Origin of the sequence: Aquabacterium sp. (assembly GCF_004297345.1) — a bacterium.
In the GTDB taxonomy this organism is placed as follows: Bacteria; Pseudomonadota; Gammaproteobacteria; order Burkholderiales; family Burkholderiaceae_C; genus Aquabacterium.
The window spans coordinates 1-13066 of record NZ_SCTN01000453.1; the positions used below are offsets into that span (position 1 = coordinate 1).

The following is a 13066-nucleotide window of genomic DNA, read 5'->3' on the forward strand; positions in this document are numbered from 1 at the left end:
GAACTGAGCCGTCACGCCGCTGAGCTTGATCTCGTTGCGGAAGTAGCGCAGGGTTTCGTAGAACTCTTCCTTGCCGGGGATCTGCTTGGCGATGTTGAACTGGCCGCCCACATCGTCACCCGCTTCGAACAGGGTCACGTCGTGGCCACGGCGTGCAGCCGTGGTGGCTGCGGCCAGACCGGCAGGGCCCGCGCCAACGACCGCCACGCGCTTCTTCGCGGCCACGGGTTCGATCTTCAGGATGGTCTCGTGGCAGGCACGCGGGTTGACCAGGCAGGAGGTGATCTTGCCGCTGAAGGTGTGGTCCAGGCACGCCTGGTTGCAGCCGATGCAGGTGTTGATCTGATCGGCCTTGCCAGCGGCAGCCTTGTTCACGAACTCGGGGTCAGCCAGCAGGGGGCGGGCCATGGAAACCATGTCGGCGCAGCCGTCTGCCAGGATCTTCTCGCCCACTTCAGGCGTGTTGATGCGGTTGGTCGTGATCAGCGGGATCTTGACCTTGCCCTTCATCTTCTGGGTCACCCAGGCAAAGGCACCGCGCGGCACGCTGGTGGCGATCGTGGGGATGCGGGCTTCGTGCCAGCCGATGCCGGTGTTGATGATGCTGGCGCCAGCTGCTTCCACAGCCTGGGCCAGTTGCACCACTTCATCAAAGTTGGAGCCACCTTCCACCAGGTCCAGCATGGACAGGCGGTAGATGATGATGAAGTTGGCACCCACGCGTTCGCGCACGCGGCGCACGATCTCCACGGGGAAGCGCATGCGGTTTTCATACGAACCGCCCCACTCGTCGGTACGCTGGTTGGTGCGTGCGGCGATGAATTCGTTGATCAGGTAGCCTTCTGAGCCCATCACTTCCACGCCGTCGTAGCCGGCCTTCTGGGCCATGGCGGCGCAGTTGGCGAAGTCTTCAATGGTCTGCTCGACTTCAGCCGTGGTCAGCTCGCGCGGAGGCATCGGCGAGATCGGGGCCTTGATGGGGCTGGGGCCGACCAGGCCGGGATGGTAGGCATAGCGGCCGAAGTGCAGGATCTGCATGGCGATCTTGCCGCCGGCAGCGTGCACGGCGTCGGTCACGACCTTGTGCTGAGCGGCTTCTTCTTCCGTGGCCAGGCGGGCACCACCTGGATAGGGACGGCCAGCGTCGTTCGGGGCGATGCCACCGGTCACCATCAGGGCCACGCCACCGCGTGCACGTTCAGCATAGAAAGCGGCCATGCGCTCGAAGCCATCCTTGGCTTCTTCCAGGCCCACGTGCATCGAGCCCATCAGGACGCGATTGCGCAATGTGGTAAAGCCCAGGTCCAGCGGTTGCAGCAGGTGGGGATAGGCGCTCATAGGTGTCTCTCTCGGTGAAATCGATGGGATCGGCAACTGGCAACTATGCAACCAGTTGCATGAACGGGCCAGATATTAGGAGAAGTTTGCCGTTTATGCAACTGGTTGCATAGTTGAATGCCACCCCTTAGACTCGGCGCATGTCTTTATCCCACGCCTTGATGACGTCCCTGCTGGAAAAGTCGTCGTCAGGCTACGACCTTGCGCGCCGTTTTGACAAGTCCATCGGCTTCTTCTGGCGCGCCACCCACCAGCAGATCTACCGCGAACTGGCCCGCATGGAAAAGGCTGGCTGGATCTCGTCCGAGGCCGCGCCAGATGGTGGCCGCACCCGCAAGCGCATCTACGAAGTGCTTGACGCAGGCCGTGCGGAGCTGGAGCGCTGGGTGCGCGAGCCCGCCGAACCCCAGGATCAGCGTGACGAGCTCATGGTGCGCATGCGCGCCGACGCCGTGATCGGGCCGCTGGGCCTGGAGGCTGAAATCCAGCGCAGAATGGCCCAGCACGCCGTCAAGCTGCAGGCCTATCGTCTGATTGAAGCGCGCGACTTTCCTGCCGATAAGACATTGACCCGTGAAGCCCGCATCCAGCACCTGATCCTCAAGACCGGGATCATGTACGAGATGGGATGGCTGAACTGGTCCAAGGAAGCACTGAAGGTTTTGCAGGAAACCGATCACTCATCACAAGCAGGCTGAGCCGCATCTGGCGGGTAGCCTGCTCTACCCTGGTGCCTATGCAGTTGTCGATGGCCCTTGCGGCTCGCTTGATCAGGCTGATGTGCATGCTGATGCTGGCTGGCGCCTTGCTGCCTGGCTTTGGCGCGGAGGCGGCCAGGCGCGGCCAGGCCATCACGGTCATCCTGACGGACGATCAACCCGAGTTGCAACTGGGCCCCAGCATGCAGTCTCGCGAAGATGCAGGCGGTCGGCTGGACGCCACGGCGGCGCTGGCCACACCGGCCGCAGACTGGCGCGCGATGCGCACGGCGTCCATCAACTTCGGTTTCTCGACATCCGCCTGGTGGACCCGAGTGACCCTGCGCAATGCCACGGGCCACGATGTAGAACGCATCCTGGATCTGGGCAGTTCCTTGCTCGATCACGTCGACATCCATGTGCTGCGCCCAGATGGCACACAGCTTCAAGGCATGAGCGGGGGCGACCGACTGCCCTTTGCCCATCGCAGCGAGAACGTGCGCACGATTGCCATGCACCTGCATATCCCGGCTGGCCAGGAAGTCACCGTGCTGATGCGATGCCAATCGCACGATGGCCTCAACGAGATCATCACCCCCACGCTCTACACACCTCAGGCCTTCACGGCGCATGTGCAGCTCGAAACGCTGGCCTTCGGCATTTACTACGGCTTGCTCGCCACGGTCCTGCTCTACAACCTGTTCCTGTACGCCTCCACCAGGCAAACGGTCTTTGGCGTCTACGCGGCCTATGTGGGTTGCTTCCTGCTGTGGGGCCTGGTGTTCCGCGGCTATGCCTTCCAGTATTGGTGGCCGGACTCACCGAACTTCAACAACCAGGCCTTGGCCGTCATCGTGAGCGCGCTCTACATGTCGCTGGGGCTGTTCTTGATGAAGTACCTGGACACCGCGCATTCGGTGCCTCGCGCGCTGCACCGGTTCGCCGCGATCACCACGGCCGCCCAGGGCCTTTGCTTTCTGCCAGCTTTTCTCAATCTGTACTCCGCGACATTCATCCTCAACAGCCTGATCGGCAGCGTGGAAATCATCGGCCTGACGACCATCATCGGCGTTCTGGTCATCCAGCAAAAGTCAAAGGCAGGGCGTTACGCCGGTTTGGCCTTTGCCACACTCACCATTGCGGCGTTGCTCTACTACCTGCGCGTGCTGGGCTTTGTGCCCGCCAATGCCCTGACGGACAACCTGCTGCAGATCGGTTCGGCCGCGGAAGCACTCTTGCTGGCCTTTGGCGTGGCCGACCAGATGAACACGCTCAAGACCGCGAAGCTTCACGCGGAACGGCAGGCGCTGGCGGCTCAAACCGCGTTGAACACGCAACTGGAGTCCCTCGTGTCCAGCCGCACCGCCGAGCTGGAAATGGCCAATGAGCGCCTCGCCAACCTGGCCATCACCGATGAACTCACCGGTGTTTACAACCGGCGCCAGTTCAACAAGGATCTGGCGGCGGCCGTTGCGCTGCATACCCGCCACCAGACCCCTGCTGCCCTGTGCCTGCTGGATGTGGACCACTTCAAGGCCTACAACGACCGCTACGGCCACCCGGCCGGTGATGAGGTGCTGCGGCAGATCGCCACAGCCTTGCGCCAGCAGTTGCAGCGCGCCAGTGACCACGTCTACCGCGTAGGCGGCGAAGAGTTTGCCATCCTGCTGGACATCAACGAACCGCCAGACAAGGTGATGCGCTTCATCACGCAGATGCTCGCTGCGGTACAAGGTCTGGGCATCCCGCATGAAGGCAGCCCGTTTGGCATCGTCAGCGTCAGCATGGGGCTGGTGATCCTCAAGGCGCAAGGTGCCCCGCGCACCGCGACCGAGCTATACAGCGCCGCAGACGCCCTGCTCTACCAGGCCAAACAGGCCGGCCGCAATCAGGTCATCAGCCAGACACTGGACTGAGCGGCGCCTCGGCGCGGTTACGCCCGCCAGCCTTGGCGCGGTACAGCGCCGCATCGGCCTGCGCAATCAGGCTGTCGATCGAATCGATGGATGCGCCGGAGGACGGCCGCACCACCGCCACGCCCACGCTGATGGTGACACAGCCCAAGGTGGGCGCCGCATCGTGCCGCAAGCCTAGCCCATGCACCACGTGACACAAGGCCTGAGCGCGCCGCATGGCCACGTGCAGTTGCGCGCGGGGCAAGACCACGATGAACTCCTCTCCACCCCATCGGGCGACACAACCCACCTGTGGTGGCACGTGTTGCTGCAAAGCCCGCGCCACATGCTTGAGGCATTGATCACCCGCAGGGTGACCATAGCGGTCATTGAAAGCCTTGAAATGATCCACGTCCATCAGGAGCAGCGCCAGCTCATCGCCCGCCTGCTGCGCCTGATCCCAATGCTGGCGCAGGTAGGCATCCACATGCCGGCGGTTGGGCACCCCTGTCAAGGAATCCTGGCGAGACAGCTCATCGAGCTGAACCTGAGAGGCCTCCAACTGCTTGTGCAGTGCCTGAGCCCGAACCTGCCACTGAAAGCGCCGCCGCTCTTCCAGCTCGAAGCGGTAGTTCATGGCCAGGGTGTAGATTGCGATCACGGCCACCAGCAAAGCCAATGGCACATCAAAGACGTCATAAAGATTGACGCGATCAGAGCGCGCCCACACACAGGCCAGGCAAGTGCCCATCACCACGAGCGAAAACACCAAGGCATATCGAAAGCGAAAGCGCTGCACGAGGTTGCCGTAAATGGTGATGGGCACGAGGCCGGCTGTGTACATGCCCGCGTAGGGGCTGTTGGAATGCTGTAGCAACCACCCCATGTGCAAGGCCGCGACCACCCCCGTCATCATCAAGACGCCCTCCAGCACATAGCGCGGCATGCGCGCGATGTACTGCTTGAAGGCCATGCCGCACAACAACATGATCAAGGCCACTGGCGAGAACATGTACAGGCGCATGTGCAGTGCTTGTGGGTACACGTCAGGGATCATGCGCACATCAACCAGCAGGAAGAGGTTGTAGACCAGCAGCGCCAGAAACCCGCTGATCACGAAATGCTGCACCCGCGCAAGGCCACATGCTGCGTTGAAGTGCGCCTCGTCGATGTCATCCATGCGCAAGGAAGACGGCCGCCAGGCAAGCAAATGGCGCACATTGAAGTCAATGACCAGCGGCTCGTGTTGGATCAGCATGTCCGGGCCTCCCCCACGGCCACACCGCCACTCATGCCACGGGCTGCATGCACGCGATGACGTCCCGCCTGTTTGGCCTCATAGAGCGCCTCATCGGCAGCCTGAACCAGTTGAGGCCAGGCTTCATGCATCTGCGGCCGTATCGTGGCCCAGCCACCACTGACGGTCACGTGCGGCGCACAGGCAGATCCTTCATGTGGCAACTGCAATGAAGACACCGCCAGGCGTATCCGCTCGGCAGCGGCCGCAACGGCACGGTCATCGGCCTCCATCATCACGACGACAAACTCCTCGCCGCCCCAACGCGCCACCAGATCACCTGGCCGGCGAATGCATCCTGACAAGGCCTCGGCCACTGCCACGAGGCATCGGTCACCGGCCTGATGGCCATAACGGTCGTTATAGGGCTTGAAGTAATCCACATCCAGCAGGATCAAGGAGAGCTCAAGGCCTTGCTGATGCGCGCGCTGCCAGCACTCATCCAGGAAGGATTCAAAGTAGCGGCGATTGGCCACTTGCGTGAGTGCATCTGTGGTCGCCATGTGCGTCAGGCGCTCATGCGCCAACGTGAGGCTGGCATGCAGCGCTTTTTCTCGCGCGTCCAGCAAGAAGCCCATGCGCTCGTCGTGCTCCAGCTTGTAGTTGCCATACAGCACGAAGGCAATGGAGGTCATCAACAGCAAGGTCGTGTTGAAGGCCAACATGCCCGTCGCATCCGGCATGAACAGGACCACATAGCCGTGCAATCCAGCCACAGCCAGCGCCACCGTCACCGCGGGCCAGAACCGCGCAATGGCACACGTGAACACCATGATGATGTTCAACTGCACCACACGTGCCATGGCCCATTCAGACTGCCCTTTGAGCACGATCACGGTCTCCAGCACCGCGGCCAGCATGCCGGCCAGCGCAATCATCCACTCATTAAGCGCGGGCATGCGCAATCGGCTCAGCACATACAAGCCTGTCAGCATGGCTGGCGGGAACACACATTCGCGAACCAGGGCCGCCATGGGCAAGACCTCAGGGCACAGCAACCAGTCACCCAGAATCATGGCACCGAACAACACCACGGCAGCGAGTCCGGAGACCACCATCACATTGAAGCGCTTGACCTCGCCTTCCAGCAAAAAGCGATCTTCCAGCTCGCGGGGAAACATGAGCATGGGGAAACCCTCAGCCAGCGTCGTATTGACCAACTCAGACTGATCCAGCGGCGCCGATGGTTCTGCCATCGGCGAAACGCTCGCCATGCTTGCTCTTGCTGCCACCATGCCTGCCACTTGCTACTCCTGCCAGGCCCGCCATCGGTCACTTTCCAGCAACCATCGCGGGTTATGCGGTGCCCTCATTGTGCCGATCGGAACGTGGCACCGCACACAGGATTTACGCGTCCTGCGACCAGCCGAACGACGGGAAATGCAGCTATTTCACAGCGCGTGGCCACCTCATCTGCGGGGTGACCCACATTGTTCAACCGGGTTTTCACGCAGACCAAAGCAGCCCCAGCGTCAAGTCATTTTCATGAACTTGCTTCACGTCAATTCGGGTTAGGTCAGCGTGTCGGGTCGCAGACAGACAGCCTCCCGTTCGATCGGCACACTTGGCCATCAGATTGACCTGTGTACCCCGTTCGTGAGCGCTCAAACCTCCCCCTCCCACACCATCGTGATCGGCGCCGGCCTGGCTGGCCTGACCACCGCGCTGGATTTGCTCGACCAAGGTCATCGCGTCACCCTGCTGGACCGTGACAGTGAAGACCGCCTCGGTGGCCTGGGCCTGCATGCGTTTGGCGGCATGGCGCTGGTAGACACGCCTCTGCAACGTTTCAACCGCATCCATGACAGCGCCGAAATCGCGATAGGCGACTGGCTGGCCTTCGCCGAGTTTGAAGCAGATGACATCTGGCCGCGCAGATGGGCCGAACACTATGTGCAGCAATGCGTGCCCGAGGTCTACGAATGGCTGAGGCGATACGGCATCCGCTTCATTCCGGCCGTCCAGTGGGTGGAGCGCGGCTGGATGACGCGCGGCAACACCCTGCCGCGTTACCACGTGCTGTGGGGCACCTCGCGCCACATGCTGCTGACCCTGATCAAGGCACTGCAGCAGCATCCCCAGCGGCACTTGCTGACCTTGCTGACCAGACACCGCGTGGATGGCTTGCTGAGCACCAGCCAAGGCGTGCAAGGCTGCCAGGGGCTGGACGAACAAAATGAGCGTCCATTCGAGCTGCGTGCAGATGCCGTGGTGGTGGCCACGGGTGGCATCACCGGCGATTTGCAACGCGTGCGCCAGCACTGGCCCACAGATTGGGGCAAGGCACCTGACACACTGCTCAATGGCTCGCATCCCAACGCCGATGGCCGCATGCACGACGCGATTGCGAATCTAGGTGGTGCCGTCACCCATCTGGATCAGATGTGGAACTACGCGGCAGGTGTTCGCCACCCACGCCCGCACTTCCCTGGTCACGGCCTCAGCCTGATCCCGGCCAAATCGGGCCTGTGGCTGGATCCGGACGGCCAGCGCATCGGCCCCGTGCCTTTCGTGACCGGCTTCGACACGTATGACATGGTCGCCCAGATCGCCCGTTCGCAATGGCCCTGGACCTGGCAGGTGCTCAACCGCCGCATTGCCGACAAGGAGCTGGCCGCATCTGGCGCCGAGCACAACCAGCACATCCGCGATCGCAAGCCACTGGCCTTGCTGATGCAGATGCTCCATGGCAACCACGAACTGGTGGACGAACTGCTGGAACAATGCCCGGACTTCGTTGCTGCCGACAATCTCATCGATCTGGCTCGCCGCATGAACATGGTGGCCGGAGATGGCCGCATCAGCGCCGCCACCTTGCGCGCCCAGATCAAGCCCTTTGACGATCAGATCAAGCGCGGCCCACGCCTGCACAACGACGATCAATTGCGCCGCATCGAGCAACTGCGTCGCTGGCCTGGCGACCGCTTCCGCACCTGCCGCTATCAGGCCATCCTCGATCCTTCAGCCGGCCCGCTGATCGCCATCCGCTGTCAGTTGCTGACCCGCAAGTCCACCGGCGGCATCCAAACCAATCTGCAAAGCCGCGTGCTCGATCACCAAGGCCAGGCCATACCCGGCCTGTATGCCGTTGGCGAGGCTGCCGGCTTCGGCGGTGGCGGCGCCAATGGCCGCAAATCGCTGGAAGGCACCTTCCTGTCTGGCTGCATCTTGACGGCCCATGCAGCGGCACGCCACATCCACAGCGCAGCCTGATGCCATCCAGCCCCGCAGAAGACGCACCCCATACCGTCCCATACCAATAGCGACACGCATCCCCTGGAGACACGACCATGAAAAAAACTGGTGCCGAACTCGTTCGCCACGCCCTGGAGCAACTGGGCATCCGCCACACATTCGGCATTCCCGGCGTGCACAACACCGAGATCTATGACCAGTTGGCCAGCTCCGATGTGGTCACGCCCATCCGCGTGAACCACGAGGGTGGCGCAGCCTTCATGGCCGATGCGGTCAGCCGCACCAATGATTTCAACGGCGCCTTGCTGATCGTGCCGGCTGCAGGCACAGCCCTGGCCATGGCCGGTATCGGCGAGGCCTTCCTGGATGGCATCCCGCTGATCGCCATTTCCGGCGGCACCCGCACCGACACGGGCTACACCTACCAGTTGCACGAGATGGACCAGCTCGCCATGGTCAAGCCCATCACCAAAGGCGCCTGGCGCATCACCGAGCACAAGCAGATCGTGCCCACCTTCTATGAGGCCTGGCGCACCGCCAATGAAGGCGAGCCCGGCCCCGTGTTCATCGAGATCCCGGTCAACATCCAGCTCTTCCCTGGCGAGGTGGACGAACTACCCACGTTCGTGCGCCCCGCCTCGGCACCCGCCCCACTGGAGGTGGGCACCCAGCTCACAATCGACCAGGCCGCCACCCTCTTGCGCGAAGCCCGCAAACCTGGCCTGTTCATTGGCTGGGGCGCCGTGCACGCCAGCGATCTCAGCGTACAAATCGCAGAGTTGCTGCAGATGCCCGTGGCCACCACTTTGCAAGGCCTCAGCGCCTTCCCTGGTCAGCATCCTCTGCACGCGGGCATGGGCATCGGCCCGGCCGCCGTGCCCGCCGCTGAAAACGCTTTTGCCGACTGCGATGTGCTGCTGGCCATCGGCACCCGCTTTGGCGAGATCGCCACGGGCAGCTTCGGCATCAAGCCCACCTGGGACCTGATCCATGTGGACATCAACCCTGCCGTGTTCAACGCCAACTACCCTGCACGCCTGAGCATCGAAGGCGATGCCCGCGCGATCATGCAAGGCCTGTTGGCCCAACTCAAGGCCGCGCCAACACCAGATGCGGCGGTACAGGCTCGCGGCATGAACCTGCGCCAGCAGATCGCGCACGACAAGCAAGCCTATATCGACGAATGGCAGCGCCATGACAGCGGCCAGCGCGTCAACCCCGGTCGCTTCTTTCAAGCCCTGCGCAGCAAGCTGCCCGACGACAGCTACCTCGTCACCGACGACGGCAACCACACCTTCCTGGTGGCCGAGTTGTTCGAGCCCCGCCAGAGCCGCCACCTCATCACCCCCACCGACTTCAACTGCATGGGCTACTGCGTGCCCGCCACGGTGGGCATCAAGCTCACCCACCCGGACAAGCAGGTGGTCGGCGTGGTAGGCGATGGCGCCTTCCTCATGACCGGGCTGGAGCTGCTCACGGCCACCGAGCACAAGCTGGGCGTGGTCTGCTATGTGTTCAACGACGGCGAGCTGTCGCAGATCTCGCAAGCGCAGCAGTTGCCCTACAACCGCAAGGCCTGCACGGTGCTGCCGGAAGTCCGCTTCAAGGGCATCGCCGATGCCGTGGGCGCGCATTACCTGCGCATGGCTGGCGATACGGACATCGCCGCCGTGATCGATCAGGCCCAGACCTTGTCTGCCCAGGGCGTGCCCGTGATCGTGGACGTGCTGATCGACTACAGCAAGCAGACCCGCTTCACCAAAGGCATCCTGCGCACCAACCTCATGCGCATGGACCTGGGCAACAAGCTGCGCATGATCGGACGGGCAGCCTGGCGCCGCGTGGCCACGCCGAGCTGAATCCCTCGTCGTCCGTCAAGCCCCTCAATCCCTTCTATCCCTTCTATCCCTTCAGTCTGCGCCCCAACAAGCCGAAAAACACCTCCAGATCAATGCACTTCACTGGAGGCGGCCCATGGGCGCAGATCATCACGTGGCCATTCTCGGCCAAGGCTATGCCGTTCCCGATTTCGTCCGGGGTAACGACGCACCGATTTTCGACTGGCTGAAAAAGAACTCACCATCAGGCACCGACCTGTTCAACGGGCTCAAGTACCGGCGCGTGCTGCCGACTGCTGACGGCGTCATCGACATCATGACCCAGGCTTGCAAACAGGCCATGGAACGAGCCCGGATCAAACCAGAAGACGTGGACATGATCCTGGGCGCCGGCTCGGTCAGTGACTACATCGCGCCCAATGACCTGGCCGTGGTTCACCATCAACTGGGCTTGAGCCCCCATTGCCGGGTGATGCCGCTCAACACCGATTACTCCACCTTCCAGGACGGCGTGCGACTGGGCACAGACCTGATCCGCAGCAACACGCTGCGCCACGCCCTGGTGGTCTGCGGCAACAACTGGACCCACTTTGTGGACTACCACGAGCCCGTCTCTCTGGCCGCATCGGATGGCGCAGGCGCCGTGGTGCTGGGCTACAGCAGCAACCCGAGCCACTTCCGCCTGATCGACTGGGACAACGAAACCCAGAGCCGCTGGTACGGCGCATTCCGCATGGCCCCTCGTCCGACCGACGAGCGAGACCGTTTCACCAAGCCCTTGATGAAGCTCGATGACAAGACGGGGCAAGAGGCCTTCAAGCAGTTCGGCATGAAGGTGCCTGGGCCGCTGGTGCAGCGCCTGCTGAGCCGACACGGCCTGACGGGCCAGGACATCACCCTGATTGCCCACCAGACCTCCCTGGTGGTGCAGGACGCCTGGCAGGAAGCGATCCAGCCCAGGCGCTACATCAGCACGCTCGAAGAGTTCGGTGACATGGTGTCCTCATCCGTGCCCGTGAACCTCGCCAAGTGTTATGCCGAGATCCACACGAAGCACCTGGTGCTGCTGGGCATCGGGATGGAAATGCACGCCACTGCTTTGCTGTTGGAACGCAGCTAGGCGCGCAGTCAGCCCCACTCAGGCCATGTAGACAGGCGGTTGCAGCCCCAAGTGGTGCTGCAGCATGTCCTCGGCCGTAGCCAGGGCGCCCTCCACCCAGCCCTGCGCATGTGAGTAAGCCTCGCCGCAGATGTAGACAGGCTTGCCGTGCACGGGCTGCACGATACGCTTGCTCACGTGCTGACTGTCCACATACTGCGGCCAGAAGTTCGCCCCACCGCCAAACGGATCGTCTCCCCAGTCACGATAGGCCGCGGCATAAGGACGGCGCTCCGGCGTGTCAGCCAGGCCATGCATCTCCAGCAACTGGCGATGCGCCTCCTGCACCATCAGCCTGGGCGCAGGGTTCTCCTTCCACTCGATGGCCGGGTCGTTGCTGTCCGTGCCATCTTCGTTGGCGAAGCCTTCGGGGTCGTTGCGCAAGCCGGCCCAGTATTCAAGGTCCAGCCCATCGTTGTAGATCAGGATGGCGCCCGCCTTGGTGTCATCGCCCACAGGCCAGTAATAGCACTGGCGAATCGGCAGATCGGTCACCGACTGCCCCTGCGTGATGCCCAGCTCTTCCCACCAGCGCGTGCGATAGCACAGGGCCAGCTTGAACAGCGGAATCGGCACCACCGACTGGATCAGCTTGTGCACTTCGTGCTGCTCCTGGCCCAGCACCGAGCCCGTCTGGTCCAGCAGCTCCAGTGAACGACGCGGCATCGCCAGGATCAGCTTGCGTGCACGCACCACCTTGTGATGGCCTGCATGCAGCAGATGCAGCTCCACGCCTTCACTGCCATCATCCAGCTTGACGGTATCGAAGCGGGTCAGGCGATGTTCGAAATGCACCTTGCCGCCCTCCGCTTCAAAGCGTTGTTCCAGCGTCTTGGGCAGCATCTCATAGCCCTCGGTCAGGCGGCTGTACTGGATGCTGGCGCCGTAGTCCCCGATGTTCCATGGGAAGCCATCGGCCGCGTTCCAGGTAAAGAAGATGGAGTCATAGCCGCTGGTGTCTTCAGCAAACTGGAAGGACTCGTGGCTGACCGATCGGCTGTAGATATAGCGCATGGTCAAGTCCTGCACGCTGTGGCCTTCATAGCGGCCTGTGCGGGCCACCTTGTCCCAGTCCACCGTCTTGAGGTCCACATGTCTCCGGTGCAGCACCTCTTCGAGGTAACGCTCAGCCGCCAAGGCCGTGAAGCCTTTCTTGAAACCGTCGTAGTCGGACTTGGGAATGTCGTAGGGCACCTTCTCAGGATCCGACAGATCTTTGGTGCGCAGATGCTGTCCACGCAGATATGCAATGTTCTGATCTTGCGCGACCACGAAGGGCACGGTCGCCAGGTTCAGATAAGACACCAGCGAGGCGACCATGGTCTGCGCACTGGTGTAGCGCATCCCGCCCAATTCGACTCTGCCTTCAGGCATACCCGGAGGTTGCGCTGACATCAATCGGCCACCTACGCGGTGGCTCAACTCAAAGGCCTCGACACGCGAGCCCTTGCCTTGCGGACTGGTCAACCACCGCCAGCCGCTGTACAGCCCTGACACGCCTGCACCAACGATGGCGACGTCAAGAACCGGGTTCAAAGCATCTGTTTTCACGATATAGCCCTGTGGTTGTGGAGGGCACATTTTTGACACCCGTCGCCCGCATCAATCGGACGATGTACCCGTCATGTCTGGCCTATTTGCCGGGC

At 62.5% G+C, this 13066-nt stretch carries 9 protein-coding genes; 5 read left to right on the plus strand and 4 right to left on the minus strand.

The genetic code is table 11. From position 1 onward, the window contains the following. Nucleotides 1–1338 (minus strand): 2,4-dienoyl-CoA reductase FMN-binding domain-containing protein (locus tag EPO09_RS17565; protein ID WP_290645010.1); only part of this gene is annotated, 1338 nt, incomplete at its 3' end. Between the two features lie 140 nt (nt 1339–1478). Between EPO09_RS17565 and EPO09_RS17570 the strand changes: the two genes are divergently transcribed. Beyond that, nucleotides 1479–2036, plus strand: coding sequence for a PadR family transcriptional regulator (locus EPO09_RS17570; RefSeq protein WP_290645012.1), 558 nt, complete (start codon nt 1479–1481; stop codon nt 2034–2036). Nucleotides 2037–2086: 50 nt separating this feature from the next. Then, the gene (locus EPO09_RS17575; RefSeq protein ID WP_290645014.1) at nt 2087–3952 is read left to right on the plus strand and encodes a diguanylate cyclase; all 1866 of its coding nucleotides are present in this window, start codon (nt 2087–2089) and stop codon (nt 3950–3952) included. Here the strand turns inward: EPO09_RS17575 and EPO09_RS17580 are convergent. Together EPO09_RS17580 and EPO09_RS17585 are read right to left on the minus strand one after the other, a co-directional pair. Beyond that, nucleotides 3933–5189: a GGDEF domain-containing protein gene (locus EPO09_RS17580; RefSeq protein WP_290645017.1), complete on the minus strand. Its 1257-nt coding sequence runs from the start codon at nt 5187–5189 to the stop codon at nt 3933–3935. The two genes, EPO09_RS17575 and EPO09_RS17580, sit on opposite strands and share 20 nt — an antisense overlap. After that, the gene (locus EPO09_RS17585) at nt 5183–6442 is read right to left on the minus strand and encodes a diguanylate cyclase (RefSeq protein WP_290645020.1); all 1260 of its coding nucleotides are present in this window, start codon (nt 6440–6442) and stop codon (nt 5183–5185) included. Before EPO09_RS17585 ends, EPO09_RS17580 begins: the two co-directional genes overlap by 7 nt. Nucleotides 6443–6824: 382 nt before the next feature. Here EPO09_RS17585 and EPO09_RS17590 point away from each other — a divergent pair, with 382 nt between their 5' ends. From EPO09_RS17590 to EPO09_RS17600, 3 genes are all read left to right on the plus strand, one after another. After that, nucleotides 6825–8441 (plus strand): FAD-binding dehydrogenase, encoded by a 1617-nt coding sequence (locus EPO09_RS17590; RefSeq protein WP_290645023.1) that lies wholly within the window; start codon nt 6825–6827, stop codon nt 8439–8441. Between the two features lie 77 nt (nt 8442–8518). Continuing rightward, on the plus strand, nt 8519–10282 hold the full coding sequence (locus EPO09_RS17595) for a thiamine pyrophosphate-binding protein (RefSeq protein ID WP_290645025.1): 1764 nt from the start codon (nt 8519–8521) through the stop codon (nt 10280–10282). Between the two features lie 115 nt (nt 10283–10397). Then, complete coding sequence (locus EPO09_RS17600; protein ID WP_290645027.1) at nt 10398–11381, plus strand: 3-oxoacyl-ACP synthase III family protein; 984 nt, start codon at nt 10398–10400, stop codon at nt 11379–11381. Between the two features lie 18 nt (nt 11382–11399). On the opposite strand, the gene EPO09_RS17605 is transcribed toward EPO09_RS17600, so the two are convergent. Next, nucleotides 11400–12971, minus strand: coding sequence for an FAD-dependent oxidoreductase (locus EPO09_RS17605; RefSeq protein WP_290645028.1), 1572 nt, complete (start codon nt 12969–12971; stop codon nt 11400–11402). Between the last annotated feature and the right edge of the window lie 95 nt (nt 12972–13066).